The 25291-nt window shown below is 72.9% G+C and carries 21 protein-coding genes and 1 tRNA gene; all 22 read right to left on the bottom strand.

Annotated features, from left to right (window positions below):
• Positions 1–164: 164 nt before the first annotated feature.
• Entirely contained in the window at positions 165–1457 is a 1293-nt protein-coding gene (ltrA, locus tag ACZ5T9_RS03175; protein ID WP_464834381.1) for a group II intron reverse transcriptase/maturase, read from the bottom strand.
• Between the two features lie 856 nt (positions 1458–2313).
• Positions 2314–4914: a leucine--tRNA ligase gene (leuS, locus tag ACZ5T9_RS03170; protein ID WP_464833806.1), complete on the bottom strand. Its 2601-nt coding sequence runs from the start codon at positions 4912–4914 to the stop codon at positions 2314–2316.
• A gap of 137 nt (positions 4915–5051) precedes the next feature.
• Positions 5052–5124 (bottom strand) — tRNA-Ala (locus tag ACZ5T9_RS03165).
• Positions 5125–5493: 369 nt separating this feature from the next.
• Complete coding sequence (gene rsfS / locus ACZ5T9_RS03160; RefSeq protein WP_006902938.1) at positions 5494–5850, bottom strand: ribosome silencing factor; 357 nt, start codon at positions 5848–5850, stop codon at positions 5494–5496.
• A gap of 5 nt (positions 5851–5855) precedes the next feature.
• On the bottom strand, positions 5856–7178 hold the full coding sequence (locus ACZ5T9_RS03155) for an LCP family protein (protein ID WP_464834383.1): 1323 nt from the start codon (positions 7176–7178) through the stop codon (positions 5856–5858).
• Between the two features lie 229 nt (positions 7179–7407).
• Positions 7408–8073 (bottom strand): bis(5'-nucleosyl)-tetraphosphatase (symmetrical) YqeK, encoded by a 666-nt coding sequence (gene yqeK, locus ACZ5T9_RS03150; protein ID WP_006902936.1) that lies wholly within the window; start codon positions 8071–8073, stop codon positions 7408–7410.
• A 19-nt stretch (positions 8074–8092) separates the two neighbouring features.
• Positions 8093–8992 carry a nicotinate-nucleotide adenylyltransferase gene (gene nadD / locus ACZ5T9_RS03145; RefSeq protein WP_006902935.1) on the bottom strand — a complete coding sequence of 300 codons (900 nt, stop codon included), beginning with the start codon at positions 8990–8992 and terminating at the stop codon, positions 8093–8095.
• A 53-nt stretch (positions 8993–9045) separates the two neighbouring features.
• A complete protein-coding gene (gene obgE, locus ACZ5T9_RS03140; RefSeq protein WP_464833804.1) occupies positions 9046–10422 on the bottom strand; it encodes a GTPase ObgE in 1377 nt (458 codons plus the stop codon).
• Positions 10419–11027, bottom strand: a complete 609-nt coding sequence (locus ACZ5T9_RS03135; protein ID WP_464833803.1) for a Spo0B domain-containing protein — start codon at positions 11025–11027, stop codon at positions 10419–10421. Before ACZ5T9_RS03135 ends, obgE begins: the two co-directional genes overlap by 4 nt.
• A 138-nt stretch (positions 11028–11165) precedes the next feature.
• Entirely contained in the window at positions 11166–11474 is a 309-nt protein-coding gene (gene rpmA / locus ACZ5T9_RS03130; protein ID WP_006902932.1) for a 50S ribosomal protein L27, read from the bottom strand.
• A 5-nt stretch (positions 11475–11479) separates the two neighbouring features.
• On the bottom strand, positions 11480–11824 hold the full coding sequence (locus ACZ5T9_RS03125; RefSeq protein WP_464833802.1) for a ribosomal-processing cysteine protease Prp: 345 nt from the start codon (positions 11822–11824) through the stop codon (positions 11480–11482).
• A 3-nt stretch (positions 11825–11827) separates the two neighbouring features.
• Positions 11828–12139: a 50S ribosomal protein L21 gene (rplU, locus tag ACZ5T9_RS03120; RefSeq protein WP_006902930.1), complete on the bottom strand. Its 312-nt coding sequence runs from the start codon at positions 12137–12139 to the stop codon at positions 11828–11830.
• A 433-nt stretch (positions 12140–12572) separates the two neighbouring features.
• A complete protein-coding gene (locus ACZ5T9_RS03115) occupies positions 12573–14273 on the bottom strand; it encodes an Rne/Rng family ribonuclease (protein WP_464833800.1) in 1701 nt (566 codons plus the stop codon).
• A gap of 685 nt (positions 14274–14958) precedes the next feature.
• Entirely contained in the window at positions 14959–15816 is an 858-nt protein-coding gene (locus ACZ5T9_RS03110; RefSeq protein WP_006902928.1) for a site-2 protease family protein, read from the bottom strand.
• A 102-nt stretch (positions 15817–15918) separates the two neighbouring features.
• Entirely contained in the window at positions 15919–17322 is a 1404-nt protein-coding gene (locus ACZ5T9_RS03105) for a M23 family metallopeptidase (RefSeq protein WP_464833797.1), read from the bottom strand.
• 166 nt (positions 17323–17488) lie between these two features.
• Positions 17489–18631 (bottom strand): FtsW/RodA/SpoVE family cell cycle protein, encoded by a 1143-nt coding sequence (locus ACZ5T9_RS03100; RefSeq protein ID WP_006902926.1) that lies wholly within the window; start codon positions 18629–18631, stop codon positions 17489–17491.
• A 460-nt stretch (positions 18632–19091) separates the two neighbouring features.
• A complete protein-coding gene (minE, locus tag ACZ5T9_RS03095; protein ID WP_006902925.1) occupies positions 19092–19454 on the bottom strand; it encodes a cell division topological specificity factor MinE in 363 nt (120 codons plus the stop codon).
• Between the two features lie 39 nt (positions 19455–19493).
• Positions 19494–20288 (bottom strand): septum site-determining protein MinD, encoded by a 795-nt coding sequence (gene minD, locus ACZ5T9_RS03090; RefSeq protein ID WP_006902924.1) that lies wholly within the window; start codon positions 20286–20288, stop codon positions 19494–19496.
• A gap of 133 nt (positions 20289–20421) precedes the next feature.
• Positions 20422–21654, bottom strand: coding sequence for a septum site-determining protein MinC (locus ACZ5T9_RS03085; RefSeq protein ID WP_464833796.1), 1233 nt, complete (start codon positions 21652–21654; stop codon positions 20422–20424).
• A 222-nt stretch (positions 21655–21876) separates the two neighbouring features.
• Positions 21877–23931, bottom strand: coding sequence for a penicillin-binding protein 2 (gene mrdA / locus ACZ5T9_RS03080; RefSeq protein WP_464833795.1), 2055 nt, complete (start codon positions 23929–23931; stop codon positions 21877–21879).
• Complete coding sequence (locus tag ACZ5T9_RS03075) at positions 23928–24464, bottom strand: hypothetical protein (RefSeq protein WP_464833794.1); 537 nt, start codon at positions 24462–24464, stop codon at positions 23928–23930. The genes mrdA and ACZ5T9_RS03075 overlap by 4 nt, the downstream gene beginning before the upstream one ends.
• Complete coding sequence (mreC, locus tag ACZ5T9_RS03070) at positions 24461–25291, bottom strand: rod shape-determining protein MreC (protein ID WP_464833793.1); 831 nt, start codon at positions 25289–25291, stop codon at positions 24461–24463. The genes ACZ5T9_RS03075 and mreC overlap by 4 nt, the downstream gene beginning before the upstream one ends.

The following is a 25291-nucleotide window of genomic DNA, read 5'->3' as shown; positions in this document are numbered from 1 at the left end:
CTCGGGCACCGAAGCGCCAAGGACGGCAACCGTAACTACCAATTTATTACACCACACCGGGGACAATGTCAAATACTGGATGAACGGGCGACCCGCGTGAGGCCGCCGGGCCGCCTGCTCACGCCGAGAATCGAGTAGGAGGGGCCGGTCACGGCCCCGTCCTCTCACACCACCCGGCATGCGGGTCCGCACCGGGCGGTTCGTCGAGCATGGCGAAGTTGGTGGTAGTACTGGGTCAGGCTCAGCAGCCCCTGGGCAAGCCAGTAGCGCTTGCCCAGGGCGCTGTTGAGCGGGCCGCCAGCCATGGCCCAATAACCCCGGCGCGAAAAGGCCCACTGCCGGGCCTTCCACTCGGGATGTCCCAGGGCGCGGAGTTCCCGCAAACGGGTGCGGGGCCGTTTCCATTGCTTCCAAAGGCACGCCTGCAAGCGTCGCCGGAGCCAACCTTCCACGGTATCGAGGAGGCTTGCCATGTCCGCAATCCGGAAGTACGCAAGCCAGCCCCGCAGGTAAGTGTTGATCCGGCGGATCCGCTCGGTCATGGAAACGGACCACGTCCGGCTGGTCAGGGTGCGAAGCCGGTCTTTGAGCCGCTGCACCGTTTGGGGGGCCACCCGCAGGCGGACGCCGTCCCGGCCGTGATACATGCTGAAGCCGAGGAACTTGCGTCGCCACGGCCGATCAACCGCGCTCTTTTGTTCGTTGACCTTGAGCCGAAGCCGCTGCTCGAGGAAGCGCCGTACGCCTGCCATGACCCGGTGCCCTGCCCGTTCCGAGCGGACGTAGATGTTGCAATCGTCCGCATAACGGACAAAGCGGTGTCCCCGCCGTTCCAGCTCTTTGTCCAGGTCGTCGAGAAGGATGTTGGCCAAGAGCGGGCTGAGGGGGCCGCCCTGGGGCGTCCCTTCTTCCGTCCGCACCTTCACCCCACCGACCATCACGCCGGCCTGCAGGTAGCGGCGGATCAGCATGCGGACGCGCTTGTCCGCGACCTTCCGCATCACCCGGGCCATCAGGACGTCATGGTTCACCCGGTCAAAGAACTGTTCGAGGTCCAGGTCGACCACCCAGGCGTACCCTTCCTCGACGTGCCGCCGCGCCGCTTCGACTGCCTGGTGCGCGGAGCGTCCCGGCCGAAAGCCGTAACTGTGCTCCGAAAAGTCGGGGTCGAAGATCGGCGTCAGCACCTGCAGCAAAGCCTGCTGGATCAGGCGGTCCAGGACGGTCGGGATACCCAGTAGGCGCGTGCCGCCCCCGGGTTTGGGGATCGCCACCCGGCGGACGGGCTGCGGCTGGTAGGTTCCCGCCAGCAGCTGGGCGCGTACCTGCGGCCACCGCTCCCGCAGAAAACCCCGCAGTTGTTCGACGGTCATGCCGTCGATACCCGGCGCGCCCCGGTTCTGCTCCACCCGTCGTAGGGCGGCCCCCATGTTCTCCCGGGCCACCACCTGCTCCATCAGGTCCACGCCACCACGTCCTCCGCGGGGAGGGGCGCCGGTCTGTCCCGGCCGGGTGCTCCGCTCTCACCCAGGCCCCGGTGGGATTCACCACCGCTTCCTGGGCGAGGCCCTCTCGGGTTGGCTGCTCTCCTCGCACCCGGCGCGAACGCGCCAACACCCTCCCGGACTCGACGTTCGGCCCTTCCCGCCGGCCCGGCCGGCGGTACTACGGCCTCTGCTGACTCCTGCCGGCTCAGCCGCGCCTTGCGGTCGCGGGTTGCCAGCTCCGCTGGCCTACCGGCAGGCCTCCCCGGGTAAGAGCGAGCACTTTCGTCGCACACCCGCCGCGTTTACAGCGCCGCCCTTCGGCCCATCTCGGGCTTCGCTGTGTTGTGCCAGCTCGCCCAGACGGCGCCGCCTCGCCCGCGGTTCCTGGTCGTCGGGTCGCGACTTTGCCTCCGGCTTCCTTCGGATCCCGCGTCGCCGCGGGCACCCTTGCCTTCGGCTAGCGGTTGTACGGGGCCACCCTCCGCAGGGGACTTTCACCCCTTAGCACTCGCCCATGCCGGGCGCACACAACGAGGACGGGTGCACCCGCACCCGTCCTCCGGTGGCTGCGAACCGCAGGCGACCGCGAACCGCAAACCGTGCCTTAAGCACCCCTTGCGCGCCCTGAGAATCCTTGGGAATGAATCGCCGGGCATCACCGTGCCGGCACCGCGGGCCCGTGCCGCCGCGCAAGGCCGGCACCAGGTCCTGCATCCTGGCCCCGGCGCCGGTGCCACGTTCCTGTCCCCGGAGCCGCGGCCCGTGGCCCGGCCGCGCCTTCGCACGGGGGCCGTTCCCCGGCGCCTGCGGGGCCCCATGGCCCCGCCTAGCGGACCACGATGTTCACCAGGCGACCCGGCACGGTGACCACCCGCGCCACGATCTTGCCGTCAATCCACTCCCGGACCCGCGGGCTGGCCAGGGCCTGCCGGCGCAGATCTTCCTCGCCCAGGCCCGCCGGGACCTGCAGCCGGTCCCGCACCTTGCCGTTGACCTGGACCACGATCTCCACGGTGCCGGCCTCCAGCACCGAGGGATCCCACTGGGGCCAGGGCTGCCGGTGCACGCTGCCCCGCGTCTCCCGCCAGCCCAGCAGTTCCCAGGCTTCTTCCGCCAGGTACGGGGTAAAGGGCGCCAGCATGCGCAAGAGGCGGTCCAGCGCCGCGGCCAGCAGGTCGGCCCGCTGCGCCGCCGGTTCGACCCGGTCCCGGTAGCCGTAGATGGCGTTGACCAGCTCCATCAGGGCGGCCACCGCCGTGTTGTACTGCATGCGCTCGGCCATGTCGGCGGTCACCCGGGCGATGGCGCGGTGGACCTCCCGCCACAGGGCGTGTTCTTCCGGCCCCCAGCCTTCCGTTACGGGCATCACGCCAGCATCTGCCGCGGCCGCCTGCCGGCCTCCGGCCGGCGGCTGCGGGGCCTCCGGCCGGGGCGCCGCCACCGCCCCGTCGCGGGCTGCCGCCACCTGGCCCGTGACGCCACGGATCGCACCGGCGCACCCCGCCACCAGCCGCCAGACCCGGTGGACGAACCGGCTGGCGCCCTCGATGCCGTGCTCCGACCACTCCAGGTCGCGCTCGGGCGGCGCGGCGAAGAGGATGAACAGGCGGGTGGCGTCGGCCCCGTACTCCTCCAGGATGTCCTCGGGGCTGACCACGTTGCCCTTGGACTTGGACATCTTGGCGCCGTCCTTGATCACCATGCCCTGGGTCAGGAGGCGCTGGAAGGGCTCGGGGCTGGGCACCAGGCCCTCGTCGTAGAGCACCTTGGTGATGAACCGGGAATAGAGCAGGTGCAGCACGGCGTGCTCGATGCCGCCGATGTACTGGTCGACGGGCAGCCAGTAGAACACCTTCTCCCGGTCGAAGGGCTGGTGCTCGTCCCGCGGCGACGTGTAGCGGTAGTAGTACCAGGACGAGTCGACGAAGGTGTCCATGGTGTCCGTCTCCCGCCGGGCCGGGCCGCCGCAGGCCGGGCAGGTGGTGCGCACGAAGGACTCGGAGGTGGCCAGGGGCGAGGCCCCCACCTCGAAGCGCACATCGTCGGGCAGGAGGACCGGCAGCTGTTCTTCCGGCACCGGCACAACGCCGCAAGCGTCACAGTAGACGATGGGAATGGGCGCACCCCAGTAGCGCTGCCGGGAGATCAGCCAATCGCGCAGCCGGTAGTTCACCGTCCGCCGGCCGATGCCCTGGCGCTCGAAATCCTCGGCCATGCGCCGGTAGGCTTCCCGGCTGTCCATGCCGTCGTAGGGGCCCGAATGGATCATGCGGCCCGGGCCGGTGTAGGCCTCCTCCAGCCGGTCGCCCTCGGCCGGCACGCCCTCGCCCTGGATCACCACCCGGACGGGCAGGCCGTACTGGCGGGCGAACTCAAAGTCCCGCTCGTCGTGGGCCGGCACCGCCTGGATCGCGCCGGTGCCGTAGTCCATCAGCACGTAGTTGGCCGTCCAGATGGGGATCCGTTCCCCCGTGGCCGGGTTGATGGCGTAGGCGCCGGTGAAGACCCCCTCCTTGGCGTCCACCGCCTCGGCCCGGTCCCGGACCGTCAGGCGCGTCACCCTTTCCACGAAGGCGCGCACCGCCTCTTCCTGCGGGGTCCCGCGGGCGAGCTCCAGGGTGAGGGGGTGATCGGGAGCCAGCACCATGAAGGTCGCCCCGTAGATCGTGTCGTGGCGGGTGGTGAAGACGGTGAGCTTCTCATCCCGCCCGGCGATGGGGAAGTCCAGCTCCATGCCCTCGCTGCGGCCGATCCAGTTGCGCTGCATCACCTTGACCCGCTCCGGCCAGCCCTCCAGCAGGTCCAGGTCGGCCAGCAGCCGGTCGGCGTAGGCGGTGATCTTGAAGAACCACTGTTCCAGCTCCCGCTTTTCCACCGGCGTGCCGCAGCGCCAGCAGGTCCCGTCCTCCACCTGCTCGTTGGCCAGCACCGTGGCGCAGCGCGGGCACCAGTTCACCGGCGCCTTCTTCCGCTCCACCAGGCCCCGCTTGTAGAGGAGCAGGAACAGCCACTGGGTCCACTTGTAATACCCCGGGTGGGAGCAGGCGATCTCCCGCCGCCAGTCGTAGCTCAGGCCCAGGCGCTGCATCTGCTCCCGCATGGCGGCGATGTTGGCGTAGGTCCAGCGGGCGGGGTGGGTCTGGTTGGCGATGGCCGCGTTCTCGGCCGGCAGCCCGAAGGAGTCCCACCCCATGGGGTAGAGGACGTTGAACCCGCGCATGCGGTAGAACCGGGCCGTGGCGTCGCCGATGGAGTAGTTGCGCACGTGGCCCATGTGGAGCTTGCCCGACGGGTAGGGGTACATCTCCAGGCAGTAGTACTTGGGGCGCGACGGGTCGGCCTCCACGTGGTAGAGGCCTTCCTCGGCCCAGCGCTGCCGCCATTTCTTTTCCGCAGCATGGAAGTTGTACCGGTCGTCGAAGGCCATGGCCATAGCCTCCTCCTGGCTCCTGGCTGGTCGCGGCGGGGCCCAGGGCGCCGTGGGATCCCCCGGGCCAATACGCCGGGAGCCTCCCGCCCTCAAGGGACGGGAGGCTCCCGCGGTACCACCCTTCTTGATCAGTGTGGAGCGGATGGGACTCGAACCCACGACCTCGTCAATGCCATTGACGCGCTCTCCCAACTGAGCTACCGCCCCACGCCTCTGACCCACTCGCGCCCTTAACGCGGGCCACGTCACCGGCTCCGGCGGGAACCTGCCGCCCGTCCTTCGCCGGTGCGGCTCCCGGGCGAGTTCCCCTGCCGCGCGCCGCCGGTTCGCACCCCCACCGGCTCTCTGCAGGCCGCCTGCAGGGTACTGCTCCCGTTCACGGCCTTTGCCTTTCCGGTTGTCGAACCGCGTAGCCCATTATAGAGAGGGTCCCGCAGCAGTGTCAAGGCAGGTGGCCGGCGACCGGCCCGGGGTACCGGCGGGGCCCATGATGCGGCCGCTGCACCGCGCGGGGCCGCCCCGCAGCCGCGCCACGGCCACGGCACGCCACCGCCCTGCCCGCCCGCCGCGCCGGCATCACCCCTCGGGCAGCGCCTCCAGCTCCAGGCGCCGCGCATCGCCCCACAGGCGCTCGAGGGCGTAATATTCCCGCTCGGCCGCCAGGAACACGTGCAGCACCACGTCGTCGAAGTCCACCAGCACCCAGCGGGCCGCATCATACCCTTCCCGGTGGCTGGGCACCTGCCCCTTCTCGGCCAGATCCTCTTCGACCCCGTCCGCGATGGCCCGCACGTGGATGGCGTTCTGGCCGTGGCAGATCACAAAGTAGTCGGCAATCAGGGTGATCCCTTCCATGTCCAGGACCACCACGTCGCCCGCCTTCTTCGCCTCGGCGGCGCGGGCGATGGCCAGCGCCTTTTCCCGGCTGGTCAAGCGCCTCATCCCTCCCTGCCGGCCGCGGCCGTCGCCGTTCCTGCGGCCGTGCCGGTGAAGTCCGCCCCCACCACGATGCGCGCGTCGATGCCTTCCGGCAGGTCCTCGGCCGTTTCCACCCGCACCGTCACGGCCGATCCGGCCAGGGCCTGGCGCAGGCGGTCCGCCACCGCCGTATCCTCGGGACGAACCACCACCACCGTGGTGGCGAAGTCGAAGCGCTCGGCGTTGCCGACGGTCACCACGCGAAAACCCAGGCTGCGCAACAGGTCGGCGGCCTGGCCCGCGGCGCCCCGCCGGCCGTTCCCGTTCAGCACCTCGAGGCGCACCTGGGCGTTGGCCTCCACGTCGACCCCCGCCAGGATCTTCATGGCCTCGCGGCGGGCGGCCGCTTCGTCCACCAGCCAGTAGCTGAGGCCGTCCACATAGCCCGGCCGGCCCGGCAGGATGCCCATCTCCAGCCGGTCCAGGTCGAACCGGGGCAGCAGGGCCGCCAGACCCAGCATGCGGGAAGCGGGCATGTTGGTGGTGATCTGGCTGCCCAGGGTGCTGGCCAGCTGGGGCAGCTTCAGGACCCCCTGCATGCTCAGCACCTTGTCCGCCAGCGCCCGGAGGAACTGCTGCTGCCGCTGGATCCGGAAGATATCCCCGTCCTGCCGGTAGCGGACGTAGTGCAGCGCCTTCTCGCCGTCCAGCACCTGGCACCCCGGCTTCAGGTCGATGCGCAGGTTCTGGCTGCGCGCCGTGTAGCGCATGGGCTTGTCGATGCAGACCTCGACGCCGCCCACGGCATCCACCAGGGCCCGGAAGGCGTCGAAGTCGATTTCCACAAAGTAGTCGATCCGGATGCCGAGGAAGTCTTCGACGGTTTCCTCCACCCGCTGCGCTCCCGCGCCGGGACCGCCTTCGGCCTGGCCGTAGGCGTGGGCATGGGCGATCTTCTCCGGGTGCGGCCGGCCGGGGATGGCGACCCGGGTGTCCCGGGGGATGGACAGCAAGCCCACCCGCCCCGTGGTGGGGTTGACGTTGACCACCATGATGGTGTCCGACCGCTGGGGTGCCGACGGCTCTCCCGCACCCGCGCCGGCGTCGACCCCCAGCACCAGGATGTTCAGGGGACGGTCGGCGGCGGCTGCATGCTGGGACCCCGGGTCCGCGTCCTGTGGCACCTGCTGCACGTGGCTGAAAAACCCGTACAGGGTCGACCCCAGCCAGAAGGCGCCCGTCACGCCGGCCACCAGCAGGACACCCGCCAGTACGGCCAGCACGCGGGCCGCCCTGCGCCGCGGGCGCTTGGGCTCCTGTTCCACCGGTCCAATCAAGGGCATGCTCACCGTCAAGACGCTCCTTTACGGCCCTCGCGCCGCAGGAGGGCGGGCGCTCCTGCTCGCGGCCGCCTCCTGCCATGGTAGCGGCCGGCCTGCCAGGCTGCCAGGTCGACCGGTACCAGCCTCGGGCGGGGACCGGCCGCAGGGCCGTTCCTGGCCCCGGGACGCCCGCTCCGGCCGGGTCCCGATCGGGGTGCCGGCGCCGCCGGGGACGCGCGCCCTCCCGCGCTCAAGACTTCGCGTCTCCGCCGGCGGTTCCCGCCCCGCGGCGCAGCCACTGGTTGCGGGCGGCCACCGTGGCCTCGGGCAGCCACAGGCCGCGATCCAGGCAATAGCGGATCAGGTCGTCCAGGACGGCGGCCATGGCCTGGTCCAGGTCGCGGAAGGCCAGGCGCCGCAGCTCCTCCACACCAGGGTACGTGCGGCCGGGCTCCAACTTGTCCGCCAGGAACAGCAGGCAACCGGTCCGGCCCAGGCCCGGGCGCGCCGTGGTGTGCCACCGGACCGCTTCCAGGACCTCGGGATCGTGGGTGAGACCTTCCTGCGCCGCCTCCCATGCCGCCACCGGGCCGTGCAGCAGGATGGGGTCGGCGCGCTCCGCCGCATCGGGTTCCCATCCCGCCTGGCGGGCCAGGCGCAACAATTCGCCAGGCGGGCGCTCCCGGGCCAGGTCGTGGATCCAGGCGGCCAGCTCCACCGGCCGGGGATCAGTGGCATGGTGTCCCGCCAGCCGGCGCGCCATCTCCACCACCCGCACCACGTGCCGGTACCGGCCGGGGCTGAGGGTGGCCTGCGCTTTCAACTGGGCGCGGCGCAGCGCCTCTTCCAGGGACAAGGCTTGCAAGGGCAAGGCTTGCGGCACCTTTCCCGGCCTTTCCGGCAGCGATCCCGGCATGTCGAGTCTCCCTCCGGGCTCACAGGGCGACGCCGGACGAACCCGGCCGCGCAGCCGGGTTCCCGCCGGCGGGCGGCCACACCCTGGCAGCGCCTCCTCCTTCGGGTCCGCCGGCCGCGTTCCGCGCCCTGCCTTCGACCCCCGCATCGCCCCCCGGCCCCGTCCCCGGGGGCGCCTGCTCCCGGGCCTGGGCGGCCTCCCTTGCCGGCCCGCGTTCCGGCCCGCCCCCGGCCGGTGCGGGCCGGGCCGCGGGCTCCGCCGCCGCGGGGCGGTAAAGCCCATACTTTTCCACGTAGTCCTCCACCGCCGCCGGCACCAGGTACCGGATGGACTGCCCTGCGGCCACCCGCTCGCGCAGCTCCGTGGACGAGATGCCGATCTCCGGGATGGGCAGGACGTGGACCCGGGCGCGGCGGACCGCCGGCAACCCGTCGAGAAACCTCTGCAGCACCGCGCCCGGCAGCCCCGGCCGCGTCACCACGATCAGGTGGCAGACATCCAGCAGCCCGAGGCCGCCCCGCCAGGACGGCAGGGTCACCACCGAATCCGCCCCTGCGATGAAGTAAAGGGATGCACCCGGCCCCGCCATGGTGGACAGCTGGGTCAGGGTGTCGATGGTGTAGGAAGGGCCCTCCCGGTCCAGTTCCAGCCGGGTCGTGTAGAAGTGGGGGTTGCCGGCGGTGGCCAGCACCGTCATGCGGTACCGGTGCTCGGCGTCACTGACGCCCGCCGGGTCCTTGTGGGGCGGCCTTCCCGCCGGCACGAACAGCACCCGGTCCAGGCGGAAGTGGACCCGCGCCGCTTCCGCTGCCACTAGGTGGCCGATGTGAATGGGGTCGAAGGTCCCGCCGAGCACCCCCAGCTGCAGCGGCCGGCCGTCCCGGCGCGGCTTCAGCCACTCCTCCAGCCCTCTGGCCACCGGAATCCTCCTTCGGACCCGCCCCTCCACCCCTGTACCCCTCAGGCGGCGCCTCAAGAGGCGCCGCCTTCGCCGCCGGCCTCCGGCCCCGAGGAGTTCGGGCCCGCCCCGGCCCCGGCGGGTTCCACCGAACCCGCCTCGTCGCCCAGCACCAGCTCCATGGGTCCCAGCCGCACGGTGTCGCCGGTTTCGGCCCCCGCGGCGCGCAGGGCCTGTTCGGCCCCCAGGCGCTCCAGGCGCCGCAGCAGCCAGCGGACGGCTTCGTCGTTGTCGAAGTCCGTCATGGCAACCCAGCGCTCCACCAGAGGGCTGGTGACGACCCAGGTTCCGTCGGGCTCGCGGCGGACCTCCAGCCGGCGCGGGTCCGGTCCCGGCCGGTACACCTTGCGACCGGCCGCCACCAGGGGCTGCGGCACAGGGGCCCGGGCCAGCAGCTCTTCGACCCGGTTCAGCAGCCGGTCCACGCCCTCCCCCGTGGCCGCGGAGATGGGAACCAGCTCCAGGCCGGCCGCCCGTGCCGCCTCTTCCAGGGCGGGCAGGTGCTGGGCGGCCTGGGGCAGGTCCGTCTTGTTGGCCGCCACCACCCCCGGCCGGTCCAGCAGGGCAGGTTCGTATGCTTCCAGTTCGTCCCGCAAGGTGGCCAGGTCCTGCCGGGGATCGCGCCCTTCCGTCGCCGCGGCGTCGACGACATAGATCAGGACCCGGGTGCGCTGGATGTGGCGGAGGAACTCGTGTCCCAGGCCCACGCCCTGGTGGGCCCCCTCGATCAGGCCGGGGATGTCCGCCACCACGAAGCTGCGCCCGGGCCCCCGCTGCACCACACCCAGGTTGGGTGCCAGGGTGGTGAAGGGATAGGCCGCCACCTTGGGCCGGGCGGCGGAAATCCGGGCCAGCAGGCTCGACTTGCCGGCGTTCGGCCAGCCCACCAGCCCCACATCGGCCAGCAACCGTAGCTCCAGCTTGAGCCAGCGCCGCTCCCCCGGCTCTCCCTTCTCCGCCAGGCGCGGCGCCTTGCGCTGGGGGGTGGCGAAGCGGGCGTTGCCCCGGCCGCCGCGCCCGCCGCGGGCCACCACCACCTGCTGGCCGGGGTCGGCCAAGTCGGCCAGCACATCGCCTGTGTCCCGATCCCGGACCACCGTACCGGGCGGCACCCGCACGTAAAGGTCCTCGCCGCGGCGGCCGTGCCGGTTGCCACCTTCCCCGTGGGTACCGCGACCCGCCCGGTAGTGCCGGCGGTAACGCAGGTCGGCCAGGGTGGTGAGGGCCGGGTCGACCACCAGGATCACGTCCCCGCCCCGGCCGCCGTCACCGCCGTCGGGACCTCCCCGGGGAACATACTTCTCCCGCCGGAAGCTGACGGCCCCGTTCCCACCCGTACCGCCTTCCACGTAGATCTCCGCTTCGTCGACGAAATCGGACAAGGGCGTCACCCCGTGCTGCGACCCTGGCTCCCCGCGGCGGCAGCGGGGCCGCCGCCTTCCAGGCCCCACCGCAACCAGCCCTGCCGGCCGTCCCACTGCAGCCAGATGCGCTGGCCCGGCGCCTGCCGGGCTGCCTCCAGGGCTGCTTCCAGGGCCGCTTCCAGCGCAGGCTCCACCGCGGCTGCGGCGTTCCCCTGCTCCGGTCCTTTTGCGGGCGCGGCCGGCGCGGGCGTCCCGTCCCGGCGGGCCGGCCGCCCCAGCCCCCCGTTACCGCGGGCTTGCCCGGCCGCCGTGCCCGGGGCGGAACCGGGGACCGGCGGCCGCCAGGCCACCTCCAGCCCCAGCTCCTCGCAGCGGGCCCGCCACACCAGGTAGCAGGAGGCCGCCTCCACCGGCCAGCAGCGCAGGGCGGCGCCCTCCCACTCCAGCTGGCGGCACCACTCGGCAAGGGCCGTAGCGGCCCGCTCCGGCCGCCCCAGCTGCAGCCATCCCAGCGCCACCTGCAGCCGGTTCACTGCGCCGTGACGCCAGGCCCGTACCACGCTCACCAGCTGGCCGGCGTCCACGCTCAGCAGCGGGGCGGCGCCGGGGGCCCTTTCATCCCGTTCCGCCATCAGGATCCCCCACGGGCCGAGCCAGGTTTGCCGCGGCCGCCGCCAGGATGACCGCGGCCTCCGCAGCAGGCCAGGTAGCAAAAAGCCTCCGCCCAACCGGTACCGGCCGCAGCGGAGGCGCCTGGCAAAGGGGCAAGGTCAGTCGGCAGCAACCTGGGCGGGCTCTTCCGCCGCCAGCGGCATCACGTTGACCACCCGGCGGCCGCCCCGGGTGCCGAACTGGACCACGCCATCGATGAGAGCAAACAGGGTGTCATCGCCGCCCCGGCCCACGTGCTTGCCGGGGTGGAACCGGGTGCCGCGCTGCCGCACCAGGATGGTGCCCGCGCGCACCACCTGCCCCTCGTACCGCTTGACGCCCAGGTACTTGGGGTTGCTGTCGCGGCCGTTGCGGGTGCTGCCGCCGCCCTTCTTGTGGGCGAACAGCTGCAGGTTGATCCGGCGCATGGGCCTCACCTCCCTCCGGTCGACCGTTCTTCCACGCGCACGTACTCGTCGTAGTCGCTGGCGATGGCCTGGATCCCGATCCGGGCCGTCTCCAGGATCGCCTGGGCCGCCCGGTGCAGGTCCGCCGGCACATCGCCAGGGAGCTGGCAGACCAGCCGCCCTTCCTCGTCCAACTCGACCTCAGGCACCAGGTGCAGCACTTCCTCCAGACCGAGAATGGCCGCCTGCCCCAGGGCCGACACGGCGGCACAGACGATGTCGTCCCCGCGGTCAGCGAACCCCGCATGACCGGTGATCTCGAAGCGCGTGATGGCGCCCTGGCCATCGCGGAAGAACACGGCCCGGATCACGGCTCACGCCTCGATGCGGTCGATCTTCACCCGGGTGAAGGGCTGGCGGTGACCCCGCTTGCGCCGGTAGTTCACCTTGTGCCGGTACTTGAAGACGATGATCTTCCGGTCGCGGCCGTGGCCCAGCACGTGGCCCGTGACCCGCGCGCCCTCCACCACCGGCGTGCCCAGGCGGAATTCGTCCCCCTGCTTGACGGCCAGCACCCGGTCGAAGACCACCGTCTCGTTCTCGTCCACGGGCAGCTTCTCCAGGCGCAGCACGTCCCCTTCCTGCACCCGGTACTGCTTGCCCCCCGTCTCGATGATGGCGTACATGGCGTCACCCCGCCTCCACCTGGCTGCGTTCAGATCCGTGCCGGTCACCGGCATCCGTTCCGGTTGATCGCCGCGGCAGCATCGCCGTGCCCTTATCCGAGGGGAAAAAGGCAGAAAAAGGGGCCCCCGCGGCGCCGGGGCCTTCACAGCGCTAGTATTCTAGTCGCCCGGCCGCCGGGGTGTCAAGGTAAAGGCCGCCGGGTCAACGGGGCACAGGACACGTTGGTGCCGTACCCGGTGGTGCCCTGCCCGGTGGGTGACGCCCTGGGCGGTGGCCCTCCGGCGCCTGCATAGCTGCAGGCGGGCCGAAGCTGCCCTGGCCGGCGGTTGACGGGCCGGGCGGTGGCCGGGACCGGTGCGGGGCCCGCGCGGCCGCCGGGGTGCGCGGGGACGCCCGCCGGCGCGGCACGGGCGACGACCTTGGCCGCTCCTCTCAGGACACCACCCGGGCCCGGGCATAGGTCCGGTAGGCCCGGGTGATCTCCACCACCACCCGCTGCCCCACCCGGTCGCCCGCTCCCTGGATGTCGATGACGTACCCCTCCAGGCGCGCAATGCCGTCGGCCTGGTTGCTGGCATGGCGCTCCTCGACCTCCAGCTCCAGGCGCTGGCCGGCGTGCACAGGCAGGGCCTGGCGTTCCACTTCCTCCCGGCTGCCCAGGGCCACCAGGTGCATGGCTTCCAGGTGGACGTCTTCCCGGCCCCGGATGAACACGCTGCGCCCAGTCTCCCGTTCCAGCTCCCGCAGGTTGGCCCCGCCGGCGCCGATGAGCAGCGATGCCACCGACGGGTGCACCTCCACCAGGATGGCCTCGCTGGGCGAGTGGCGCAGGATGCGCTTGATCTCGCGGCGCACGCGGCGCGCCGCGCTCTCCTCGCTGAGCACCCGGCCCCGCCCCTCGCAGTAGGGGCATTCCCGGGTCAGCTGTTCCAGCAGGCTGCGCCGTCCCTTCTTCCGGGTCATCTCCACCAGGCCCAGGGCCGTGATGCCCAGCACCGTGGCCTTGGTGTGGTCGCGGGCCAGGTGCCGCTCCAGCTCCTGGACGACCCGCTGGCGGTGGGCGGGTTCTTCCATGTCGATGAAGTCGATGACGATGATGCCCCCGATGTCCCGCAGGCGCAGCTGGCGCGCGATCTCCGCCGCCGCCTCCATGTTGGTCCGGAACACCGTGTCGGCCAGGTTCTTGCTGCCGACGAACTTGCCCGTGTTGACGTCGATGGCCGTCAGCGCCTCGGTCTGGTCGATGACCAGGTAGCCGCCGCTCTTGAGCCACACCCGCCGCTTGAGGGCCCGCTCGATCTCCTCGTTGACCCCGAATTGTTCGAAAAGGCTAATTTCCCGGTTCTGGTAGAGCTGGACCCGGTCCCGCAGCGGCGTGGCGAAGGCGGCCATCAGGTCCAGCACCCGCCGGTACTCGCCGGGGTCGTCGATGAGCACCTGGTCGACCTCCGGCGTCAGCATGTCCCGGACCACCCGGAAGACCAGGCCCAGGTCCCGGTAGAGCAGCACCGGCGCCCGCTGGCGCCGGGCCCGCTGCTGGATGTCCGCCCACAGGCGGGTCAGGTACTCCACGTCGCCGCGCAGCTCCGCCTCGCTGCGGCCCTCGGCGGCGGTGCGGACGATCAGCCCGGCACCCGCGGGCTGCAGTTCCTGGGCCAGCTGCTTCAGGCGCTGGCGTTCCTTCTCGTCGTGGATGCGCCGGGAGACGCCCACGTAGTTCACGCCGGGCATGAGCACCAGGAGCCGCCCGGGCAGGGTCAGGTGGCGGGTGACCCGGGCCCCTTTGGTGCCCGTCGGCTCCTTGGTGATCTGGACGATGATCTCCTGGCCCGGGCGGAGGATGTCGGTGATGGCGGCGTGGCGGATGTCGTCGGGAAGGTCGTCGGCGTCGTCGGCCTCGTCGCCCCGGGGAACGGCGTCGGCGACGTAGAGGAAGGCGTTGCGCTCAAGTCCGATGTTGACGAAGGCGGCCTGCATGCCGGGGAGGACGTTCTCGACCCGCCCCTTGTAAATGTTTCCGGCGACCCGCTGGGTGGAGGGGCGCTCGTGGTAGATCTCCACCAGCCGGCCGTCTTCCAGCACGGCGACCCGCGTCTCGTCGGGTTCCACCGTGACCAGGATGGACTTGTTCATGAAAAACCACTCCAAACTTGTAGATAAGCTCAGTTTAATCCATTGCCACGCCTTTGATCCATGGTACCGGCGTCGCCCGCGGGTGCCGGCACCACCTGCGGGTGCCAGCACCATCCGCGGGTCCCGGCGCCGGCCGCGCGCCGGGCCGGTGGGTCCCGCCGCCCTGCCGGCCTCCCCGGGATCGCGGCCGTCGGGCCGGCCGGTGCTGGTTCTTGCCATGGATGAATATGGCGGGACGGGGCGCGGGCAATACGGCCGGGAGGCCGTCGCCGTCCAACCGGGACCTCCCTGGACGGCCCCTGCGGAAGACGCCTGGCTGGATGGCGAGGGGCGCCGCCGGGGGCACCCCGGGGGCATACCTGGAGCTGGCATGGCTGGAGCGGCATGCGGCTCGGCAGAGGTCGCAGGGGGTTCTCCGGAGCGAAAGTCGGTGGACGCCGTGCGGGCTCCCGCCGTGCCGGCTCCCGCCGGGGACGGCTTCTGCCCGCCGTACCACGGGATCAGGCGGCCGCACCCCGCCCACTTCCGGCGGGCGCCGCGGCCGGGCCGGCCTCGGGACCGGATCGACCCCTACCCTGCGGTCTTGACCCGTTCCGGGCGACCGCCGGGGCGGAGCCGCCGGCGGGACCGGGGCCGCAGCACCCCTGCCCCTTGCGGACCCGCCGGCCCGCAGGGGCGGCGGCCGTCAGGCGTGCCATTCGAGCAGGTCCCGCACGGGCGCGTCCAGCCCCAGCTGGAGGATGCCGCGCAGCAAGCGCCCCTCGTCCAGTTCCCCCAGGGGGCGCTGCTGGGTGTCGACCACCACGATCTCGTGGTAGCTGCCCGGCCGCAGGGCCTCCGCCACCTGGCGCAGGCTGGTGGTCTCCAGGGCCACCAGGCGGTGCACGGGCAGCACGCCTGTGCGGCGCAGGCGGCCGCGCTTGGTCCACAAGCCCCGCAGGGCGGTGACGCCCACCCACTGCTCTTCCCGCGCCGTGCCGATCCAGATGGTCAGGGCCGCCGCCAGGAGGTGAGGGGCCAGGACCTGCCAGTAGAAGGCGAGAAAGGTGGCCGCCGCCAGGACCAGGGCCACGGACCGGCCCAGCCGGCCCAGCATCATGACCGCCTGGCGCGGCCCGCGGGTACGCTTGAGGAAGGCCAGGAGGATGCGGCCTCCGTCCAGCGGCAGGGCCGGCAGCAGGTTGAACAGGGCCATGGCCAGGTTGGCGGCCTGAAAAGGAGCGACCCACGGCCCCACAAGCCACCCTGCCTGGTGGAGGGCGATGCTGAGAGCCAGAAGCAGCAGGTTGTTGAGCGGGCCGGCCAGGGCCACCACCGCTTCCACCAGGGGTTCCCGCCGGCCCGGCCCGCGGATGTCGGCCACGGCGCCGTAAGGCAGAAGCTCGAGGCGCGCGATCTCCAGCCCGCAGAGCCGGGCCGCGACCAGGTGGGCCAGCTCGTGGGTGGCCAGGACGGCCAGGAGCAACAGCAACTGGCCCGGCAAGCCCAGCAGAGCCGCCAGGGCCACCAGGACCAGCAGCAGCGGATGGACGAACACGGCCACGCCCAGGATGCTGCCCAGCTGCAGGGGCCCTCGCCTCCTTGCGCCCGGGCCGCCCCCCGGGCCCCGAGGGTGCCATGGCGAGGGCGCCTGGCGACCGCCGCCCTAGCGACCGCCTTCCGGCGGCAGGTGCAACTCGGGGTCGACGGCCTGCCCCCGGCGCCGCATTTCAAAGTGCAGGTGGGGTCCGCCACCCTCGCCTTCGGCGGCCACCGCCGCCAGGACCTGGCCCGCCGTCACCGCGTCCCGGTCCCGGACCACCACGTGGTCGACGGCCGCATAGCGGGTCACCCAGCCCCCGCCGTGGTCCACCTCGACCATCCAGCCCAGGCCTGCCCGGTCGTACCACACCCGCGTGACCACGCCGGCCGCCGCCGCCCGGACGGCCGTTCCGGCCCGGGCGGCAATGTCGATGCCCTCGTGAAAGCGCGGGGCACCCCCTTCGTCCAGCTGCCAGCCGAAGGGTTCCGTCACCCGGCCTTCCAGCGGCCAGGCCCAGTGCGGCTCCCAGCCTCCTCCCCCGGAGGAACCGGCCCCGGAACCGCTGCCGGCCGCGCCGCCGCCCGCTGAAGCGCCCGCCCCCCCATCGCCGTCGCCGGTGAACCCGGCGGAGCCGGGACCTGAACCTTGGGCGCCACCATCCCGCTCCGGCGACCCGCCGCCCGGCTCGGTCCCGAACGGGCCGGGACCGGTTGCCTCGCCGGCCGCCAGGCCCGGCTCCCCGCCGCCGGCACCCGGAAGGGCCGGGCCGGCAGCGCTGTCCGGTGCGGCAGCGCCCCCCGCGGGGCCGGCCGCGACGCCCCCCGGGCCGCCTCCGGCCGGGGCGCCCGCCGGGGAGTTCCCGGCCGGGGCGCCGCCTGTGGAGAGGCTCCCACCGGCCTGCCCCCCGCTGGCTCCGGACCCGGCGGGGTCCGGAGCCAGCGGGGCCAGCGGGGCCAGCGCAGGCACGCTGCCGCCGGTGACGCCGGCGCCCCCGGCGCCGGCGTCACCGGCGTCCTGGCGCCCCAGGACGGCCACCTGGAGCCAGCCGCCGGCGGGCAGCCCGGAGAGCCAGCGGGCCACCTGGGGCCGGTCGAGCCAGTTGGCGCTGACCATGCCCCCGGTCGCCCGCGCCCAGGCCTCGCCCGCGTCACCGGGCAGCCACCGGCCCGCCACCAGGGCCAGCGCCAGGAGCAGGGGCACCCACAGGGCCGGGCCTTGCCGCGCTCCGGGCATCCATCCCCCCGGTGGCGGCTGCAGGCCGCCTGTGACGGGGCCGGCGGGGCCGGCGAGGCCGGCGCCGGGTCCAGGGTCCGGGCCCGGCAACGGCGGCCCGCCCGCATCGCCCGCCGGGACGGGCCGGTCAGCGCCGCGGCCGGCCCCGGCCGCCGGCCCGGGGGCCGGCGAGGCCGCTTCACCACCGGCAAAGGCACCACCCGCGGCCAGGGCACCGGCCGCACCGTCCCGGGCCGCGCTCTCCCCGGCCGGACCCTTCTCGCCCGCTCCGCCGCCTGCACCTGGAGGCACCATGGGCCGTCCCTCCCGGCGCAGTATATGGATCGCCTAGCCATCCCTATGCCGGCGCCGGACCGGCCCCGGCCGGGGTGGCGGGCTTTGCGGCGGCCGCGGTCGTCCCGGGCGGTCCGGACCTCCAGGATCAGGATCCAGGATCAGGATCCCGCGCAGGATTCAGGATTCAGAACAGGATCTTGTGCCGGCGGGCGTAGGCGCTCATCAGGAGGCCCAGGCTGATGCAGTTGGTAAGGAGGTTGCTGCCCCCGTAGCTGATGAAGGGCAGGGGCAGGCCGGTGATGGGCATCAGGCCGACGGTCATCCCGGCATTGATGATGAAGTGGGTGGCCAGCATGGACACCACGCCGGCCCCCAGCAGCATGCCGTAGGTGTCCCCGGCCTGGGTGGTGTCGTGCAGGGTACGCAGGAGCAGAGCCAGCAGCAGCAGGACCAGCACGGTGATCCCCACGAAGCCCAGGGTCTCGGCGGCCACGGCGAAGATGAAGTCGGTCTGGGGCTCGGGCAGGAAGCTGGTCGCCGTCTGGCTGGTGCCGGTCAGCCCCTGGCCGAACAGCCGGCCGTTGCCCACCGCCAGGCGGGACTGGAGCACGTGATACCCCGCGCCCAGGCCGTTCTGCCCGTCGTTGTACGGATTGATGAACACCACCAGCCGCATCAGCTGGTGGGGCTCAAGGAACGAGATCTTGTCAGGGAAGCGCAGCTGGGCCCACACCAGGCCGGTGGCCGCGGCCAGGCCGGCCGTGGCCAGGCCGAAGAGGCGCCAGACCGGGTAACCGGCCATGAGCAGCATGCCGCCGGTGATCCCGAAGAAGACCAGCACCGTCCCCAGGTCCGGCTGTTTGAGCACCAGCAGGGCCAGGGGAGCCACCATGGCCCCCACCGGCACCAGGTCCAGCCACGTCCAGGGCCGGTCCTCGTGGCGGGCGAGCCAGTCGGCCAGGACCAGGATCAGGATGGGCTTGACGAACTCGGCCGGCTGCAGGCTGACCGGACCGGCCTGGATCCAGCACCGGCACCCGTTGATCTCGGGCGCCACCACCAGCATGGCCGCCAGGCCGGCGATGGCCGCGCCGTACAGGTACCACTGCACCCGCGGCAGAGTACGGTAGTCGACCCACAGGGTGACGGCCAGCATGGTGGCCAGCCCGGCGACGGCGAAGACGGCCTGCTTCTCCACCAGGTCCAGCATCCCCCGGGCCCGTACCGCCACGGAGATCAGGACCAGCCCGCAAGCCATGAGGACCATGACCAGGGCGATCAACGGCAGATCCAGAGTTTTGAGCAACCGCCGGTCCAGCAAGCCCACGGGCCTTCCCTCCCGCGCCGGCCGCCCCGCCGGCGCCGACGCCCGGACAGGCATCGGCGTCCGCGGCCGCTTGCCGGCGCCATCACCCTCCCATGATAGCAGCCGTCCGGCCGGTTCGGGGGCGGGGCTCGCTGCCGCGGCTGGCGGCGCGGCCCAGTGGCCGCTCCTTCCGCCCGTCACCGCCACCTTCCCACCGCCCGGCGGGTCCGGTGGCGGGTGCCGCCGCGGTCCGCCGCGCCTTGGGTTCCCTGCCCTGGCAGGCTCCCGGCCCTCGATGCCGCCGGCCGGGCACCCCGGGCCGCCGCCCGGGGGCCGCCAGCCTCCGGTCCCCACCCCCGGTGCTGCCAGGCCGCCCGTGCCCATGACTCCGGCCACGCCGGCGGCCCTGAGGCGCCCGCGGTGGCGCCGGGGCGGTCCCTGGCATCTCATCCGGCCCCGGCTCGGTCGTCGCCGGCGCCCGTCAGTCCTCTCCTTCGGCCGCCGCCAGCGGTCGCCGCCGGACGGCGCGCACCGGGATGCTGGCCACCAGGGCCACCGCCGCCGCCTCCCGGTGCAGGCTGACCTCCATCCCCGCCCGGTCCACCTCCAGATAACGGGAGATGGCTCTGATCAGATCGTCCTTGAGGGCTTCCATCAGCTCGGGCTCCATGTCGACCCGGTCGTGGACCAGCATGAGCTTGAGCCGCTCCCGGGCGATGTCCTTGCTGGCCACCCGGGCCGTCCCCCAGCCCGGGGTTCCCCCGGCACGGGGTCCGGCCGTCCCTCCGTTCCCGGGCGCCCCGCCCCCGCCGCGTCCCAGGACGCGGGCCAGAAGCTGGATCACCCCACATCCCTCCCCATGGTCCCCGGCTGCGGCCGCTCCTCAGGCCCCGCCCAGAAGCCGCCGCAGCCGCCCGAACAGGCCGTGTTCTTCCTTGAAATCGGGGAAGGGGACCTGCTCGCCCAGCAGGCGCCGCACGATGTCCCGGTAGGCGCGGCCCGCCCGGCTGCGCTCGTGGGCCACCACCGGCTCGCCGCGGTTGGTGGAGTCGACCACCTGCTCGTCCTCGGGCACCACCCCGATGAGCTCGATGGCCAGCACGTCCAGCACGTCCTCCACGCCCATCTGGCGCCCCTGCTGGACCATGTCGGGGCGCAGCTTGTTGATGATCAGCCGCGGCGCCGCCAGGCCCTCCGCCTCCAGCAGGCCGATCACCCGGTCGGCATCGCGCACCGACGACACGTCGGGGGTGCACACCACCAGCGCCTCCTGGGCCCCGGCGATGGCGTTGCGGAACCCCTGCTCGATGCCCGCCGGGCTGTCCACCAGCACGTAATCGAACTCGGCCGCCAGCTCCTCGCACAGCGCCTTGAACTGTTCGGGCCGGACGGCGGTCTTGTCCTTGGTCTGGGCCGCCGGCAGGAGGAACAGGCCGTCGTAGCGCTTGTCCTTGATCAACGCCTGCCGCAGCCGGCAAAAGCCCTCCACCACGTCCACCAGGTCGTAGACGATGCGGTTCTCCAGGCCCATGACCACGTCCAGGTTGCGCAGGCCGATGTCGGCGTCGACCAGCACGACGCGCTTGCCGGTCAGGGCCAGGGCCGTGCCCAGGTTGGCGGTGGTGGTGGTCTTGCCCACGCCGCCCTTGCCCGAGGTGACGACCAGCGTGGTGCCCAAGGCGTACCCTCCTCCGTGGCTGCCATCGGTGATTCCTGCTTCGCCCCTGCGGGCGCAGGGACGCCGGCCGGCGCGGGCGCGCCCCTGCTGTTGCGCGCCCCCGGTTCCCCGCGCCTGGTTCCGTTCCGTCCTGCTAGGGGTGGGCGGCCTGCGCGCGGTCCCGGTCGTCCCGCTCCGCGGCGCGCTCCCGCTGCCGCTGCCAGAACCAGCGGGCCGGGTCAAAGGGTTCGATCAGCACCTGCCCGTCCCGGACGCAGGCGATCTCCGGACTGCGCCCGCCTGCGGGTCCGGCGACGGTCCGGCCTGCCGCGCCGGGCGGCGGCTCCCCGTCGGGGGCGCGGCCGATCCAGCGGGCGATGCGGAGCTGCACCGGCTCCATCACCAGGGCGGCCACCACCGCCTGCTCGTCGCCTTTGAAACCGGCGTGGACCGTACCCCGCAGCCGCCCGAAGACCACCACGTCGCCGGCCGCCAGCACCTCGGCGCCGGGGTTGACGTCGCCCAGGATCACCACGTCGCCGTCGTAGACCAGGCGGTGGCCCGAGCGCAAGGTCCGCCTCACCACCACGCCAGCGCGCGCCCGGCCCGCCCCCCGGGACGAACCGGCCCCTGCCGGGGGTGCGGCCGCGGGCTGGCGCCAGTGCGGATCCGTTTCGCCCCACGCCGTGACGGCGAGGCCGGAGGCTCCGCCGGCGGGGCCTGGGGATCCGGCGGCAGGCCTGCGGGAGCCAGGGTATTCCTCCCCGCCTTGCTCCCCGGGCGTCCCGGGCCGGCCCCGCGGAGCCTGTGGGCGGTGATCCCCGCCGCCCGGGCCATCCGGCGGCCCAACCTGCCGGCCCCGGCGGCGGACCCTGGCGGCCCGGACCGCTTCACCGGCCGCACCGGCCCGGTTCCCCTCGCCGGCCGGTGCCGGGCCGACCGGCCTCCGGCCGGTCTCCGGGAAAGACGGCGGGGCACCGGCCAGCGGAAAATCCGAGGCCGGCTCCCGGCCGCCCTCCTGGGCCGGTTCCCGGTGGCCATGCCGGTGCCCATCGGGCACCGGCATGCCCGCCCCCGCCGGCCACGCGAAGCCGTTGGACCGCTCGCGGAGCGGGTGCCGGGAACGCGTCTCGTCCACCTGCTCGGTGATGACGTGCAACAGGCGGGTTCCACCGTAGCGGCTGACCAGGCCTTCAATGGCCATCACCTGGTCGGCGGTCAGTTGCAGCCGGCCCGTATCCAGCACCAGGGCGGGACAGTCCCGCAGGCTGGGGTCACCGGCCAGCATCCGTTCCAGGGTGGAGCACAAGGTGGGGAAATCCAGGTCGGCGGTCACGGAGACGACCACCTCGTCTCCGACCCGCGTCACCAGCGGTGATCCTTTCACCGCGGCCCCCCCTTCCAAACCGGCGCTGACCCGGTCCTTCGCTCCAGGGGGGACAAGTCCTGCCGCGAAGGGTGTCGGACGAACCCGCCCGGCCGTCGCAAAGTTCGGCACGACGACGCCGCCCGGCGACAGCGGCGGCCCGGCGACGGCGGCCGCCGGGGCGCTCCCGGCGGGCCCGCCCGTCCCTGGCTTCGCCCAGGATCCCATGGGCACCGGGTCCGGTCAGTCGGAAGGGACCACCGCCGCGCTGCGGGCCGCGTCTTCGTGGGCCTCCTCCGCAGCCGTCTCGGGATTGGCCGGCAGGCCGTACCGGCCGGCGAAGTAGGCGTCCAGCATGGCGCGGGCCACCGGACCGGCGGCCAGCGAGCCGCCGCCCCCGGCCCGGACGACGACGGCCACAGCAATCTCCGGTTGCTCGCCCGGGCCCGCGGGTGCGAAAGCGATGAACCAGCCGTGGTTTTCGTACTCGGGCTCGCGGGTACCTCCCTGGGCCGTACCCGTCTTGCCCGCGGCAACGTAGGGCGCGTCGCGGAACACACCGTAGGCTGTGCCGTACCAGCCGCCGTTGTCCTGGGTCACTGTCACCATGGCTTCCCGCACCTTATCCAGGAACGCCGTCGGAACGTCCACCGTGTTCAGCGGGTCGGGCTTCGCTTCCCACAGCACCCGGCCCGTCTGCGGATCCCGGATCTCCTGGACCAGGTACGGGCGGTAGCGGGTGCCGCCGTTGGCCAGGGCGGCGGTGTAGACGGCCATCTGCAGGGGCGTGAAGGCATTGAACCCCTGGCCGATGGAGGCATTCAGGGTATCTCCGGCGTACCAGCGGCGGTCGGATTCGGTGCTGTTCGGGTTGGCACGGGCCACCAGCTCGGCCTTCACTGCCGGCGTGGCCAGCCAACCCTGGACCTCCCCGGCCAGGTCCCGGAGACCGGTCAACTGTCCGAGCCCGAACTGCGTGGCGACGTCGGCGATGGCGTCAATCCCCGCGTTGAGACCCGTCTGGTAGAAGTAAACGTTGCATGAGCGTCCGATCGCCTTGTCAAAGTCGACGTGACCGTGGACACCCCAGTCCGGCCAGGCCCGGCCGGCAAAATAGAACTCACCGCCGCAGTAGGTAGAGCCGGGCAGGACACCGCGCAGCATGGCCGCCAGCCCCGTGATGGGCTTGAAAGTGGAACCGGGCGGCAAGGCGTCGGCGATGGCCAGGTTCCGTGTTGGCCCCTCGACCCGCTTGCCGCGGTACCGCTCGTTCCCATGGACGTACTGGTAAACCTTGCGGTTCACCGCATCGTAGCGCGGGTCGCTGGGCTCCATGAAAGCCTGACGGGCGAAATCGTTGGGGTCAAAGGTTGGATAAGAGGTCATGGCCAGGATAGCCCCGGTCCGCACGTCGATGGCCACGGCGGCGCCGTTACGGGCCGGGCAGGGGCACGGCCTCGTCTTCAGTTCCCGCAGCTCCTGGATCCGCCGGGCCAGCGCCTCTTCCGCCGCCTTCTGCACCCGGGCATCCAGCGTCAGCACCAGGGTGCTCCCGGGCTTGGGCGGCGCGGCATACCGGTCGGCATCGCCGCCCAGCAACAGGTGGCGGGATTCGTCGCTGAGGGGCCGGCCGCGGGCATCCACCTCCACCAGCCGCTGGCCGTCGACCCCCGTCAGGCCGCGCACCGTCCGCCCGCCGGGCAGCTGCACCGGGCCGTTGTAGGTGGCTTCGATGCCCGAATCCCCTTTCAGTTCCCACGGGCGGTTCCCCTCACGTACATAGCCCAGCACATGGGCCGCCAGGGTGCCGCCCGGGTAGTAGCGCAGGGGCTGGGGTTCGACCACCACCCCGGGCAAGCGGTCGCGGTGCTCCGCCAGGGCGGTGATCTCGGCAGGGGTCAGCTCCGCCTTGAGCCGGACGGGGATCTCCGGCACCGGCCGGACGCGGAGCTCGGCCTCCGCCTCTTCGATGGCCTCGACGGGGATGTTGAGGATCCGGCTCAGCAGCCGGCGTGCCTCCGGGTCCAGGCCCTCCCGGGTGTAGACCAGGTAGGCGGAATAGGCAGGCAGGTTGGTGGCCAGGACCTGGCCGCGCCGGTCCAGGATCTGCCCCCGCGGTGCGGGCACGTACACCTTGCGCAGCCGCTGGCCGGCGGCGTACTCGCTGAGCTCGTCGCCCATGACCACCTGCAGCATGTACAGGCGGCCCAGCAGGATGACCGTCCAGGCCACCAGCAGTCCCATCAGGATGTTGCGCCGGCGCAGGCGCTGCCGGCGGGCCAGTTCTTCCGGGTTCATGGCCATCCTCCCCGCCAGCCGCCCGGGATCTCCGCCTCCCGGGCCTCCCGCTCCCGCCGCTCGATGCCCACCACGAGGCGCAGGAGCAGCGGCGCCGCCACCGCCGCCGCCACCATCTCCGGCCAGAGAGCCCGGGACCATGCCACCAGGTCGGCCATGGCCAGGGGCAGCCCGGCGGCGGCCGACACCACCAGGCCGCGCGCCAGCTCCGCCACCCAGGTGGCGGTCACCCCCAGGGCCGTGGCCAGGCCGGGCACGTCCCGGTACAGGCTCTCGCCGGCCTTGCCTCCGGCCCAGCCGCCCAGGGCGTGGAGCAGGGTCCAGGACCCCACCAGCCGGCCCGTCCAGAGATCGAGCCAGAAGCCCGCCACCGCCCCCACGGCCATGCCCTGGCGCGGCCCGTAGACGACGCCGGTGGCCAGGGCCAGCAACAGGGGCAGGTGGAACCGGGGCAGGCCCAGGGCGGGAAGCGGCCCCACCTCCAGCCAGAGCAACAGCAGGCTCAGCACGGTCCAGCGCAGGGGACGCCTCATGGCGCCTCACCCTGCCGCGCCGGCTCCAGCAGCAGCACGGCCGCCAGGCGGTTGAGGGGCGCGCTGGGTTCGACCGTCACCTGGATGCCCAGGCCCGTGGGATCGCGACCCACCGAGGTCACGGTGCCGATGGGCAGTCCCGGCGGGAAGACCGGTCCGAGCCCCGAGGTGACCACATCGTCGCCCACCTTCACGTCGGCGCTGGCGGCGAAGAGGGTCATCACCAGCTGGGGCAGGTCGCCTCCCCGGCCGTAGGCGACGCCGGCCTCCCCGCTGCGGCCGATCAGGGCCCCGATGCCGCTCTCGGGATCGGTGACCAGGAGGACCCGGGCGCTGTGGGGGGTGACGGACACCACCCGGCCCACCACGCCGCCGGGCACCACGGCCACCATGCCCGGTCGAACCCCGTCCGCCGAGCCCTGGTCCAGGATGATCTCCTGGTACCAGCGGTCCGGGGTCCGCCCGCTCACCCGGGCAGCCAGCACGGCGTCGGGCCGGGCCTGCTTGAGGCCCAGCAGTTCCTCCAGCTGGCGGTTCTCCCGTTCCAGCTGCCGCACTTGCGCCTCCACGCCCCGCAGGCGCTCCAGTTCCTCCCGGAGGGTCTGGTTCTCCGCCTCCAGCCGCCCCAGGGTCGCCAGGGTCCGACCGATCTCCCCGGCCCCCCGCGCCATGCGGGCCGTAACGCCACTGAGGGGCGCCAGGACCTCCTGCAGCGCCCCTTCCAGCAACGCGGGCCGTGGCCGCAGGTTGCGGGTGGCCGCCATCACGCTCCCCGCCACGGCCAGGACCAGGGCCACGGCCAGCAGCCTGCGGAGCCACGGCACCAT

The organism is Thermaerobacter nagasakiensis, assembly GCF_055396825.1.
This window is presented reverse-complemented; position numbering and strand designations above follow the sequence as displayed.

Excerpts from the sequence above, each read along its gene's own strand:
- rplU (WP_006902930.1), bottom strand. The coding sequence starts at position 12,139 with ATGTACGCCATCATCGAGACGGGGGGCAAGCAGTACCGGGTGCAGGAA.
- yqeK (WP_006902936.1), bottom strand. The coding sequence starts at position 8,073 with ATGCCGGGATCGCTGCCGGAAAGGCCGGGAAAGGTGCCGCAAGCCTTG.
- ltrA (WP_464834381.1), bottom strand. The coding sequence starts at position 1,457 with ATGGAGCAGGTGGTGGCCCGGGAGAACATGGGGGCCGCCCTACGACGG.
- ACZ5T9_RS03075 (WP_464833794.1), bottom strand. The coding sequence starts at position 24,464 with ATGAGGCGTCCCCTGCGCTGGACCGTGCTGAGCCTGCTGTTGCTCTGG.
- ACZ5T9_RS03105 (WP_464833797.1), bottom strand. The coding sequence starts at position 17,322 with ATGGTGCCTCCAGGTGCAGGCGGCGGAGCGGGCGAGAAGGGTCCGGCC.
- rpmA (WP_006902932.1), bottom strand. The coding sequence starts at position 11,474 with ATGCGCCGGATCAACCTGCAGCTGTTCGCCCACAAGAAGGGCGGCGGC.
- ACZ5T9_RS03135 (WP_464833803.1), bottom strand. The coding sequence starts at position 11,027 with ATGGCGGAACGGGATGAAAGGGCCCCCGGCGCCGCCCCGCTGCTGAGC.
- mreC (WP_464833793.1), bottom strand. The coding sequence starts at position 25,291 with ATGGTGCCGTGGCTCCGCAGGCTGCTGGCCGTGGCCCTGGTCCTGGCC.
- ACZ5T9_RS03115 (WP_464833800.1), bottom strand. The coding sequence starts at position 14,273 with ATGAACAAGTCCATCCTGGTCACGGTGGAACCCGACGAGACGCGGGTC.
- ACZ5T9_RS03155 (WP_464834383.1), bottom strand. The coding sequence starts at position 7,178 with ATGCCCTTGATTGGACCGGTGGAACAGGAGCCCAAGCGCCCGCGGCGC.
- mrdA (WP_464833795.1), bottom strand. The coding sequence starts at position 23,931 with ATGAACCCGGAAGAACTGGCCCGCCGGCAGCGCCTGCGCCGGCGCAAC.
- leuS (WP_464833806.1), bottom strand. The coding sequence starts at position 4,914 with ATGGCCTTCGACGACCGGTACAACTTCCATGCTGCGGAAAAGAAATGG.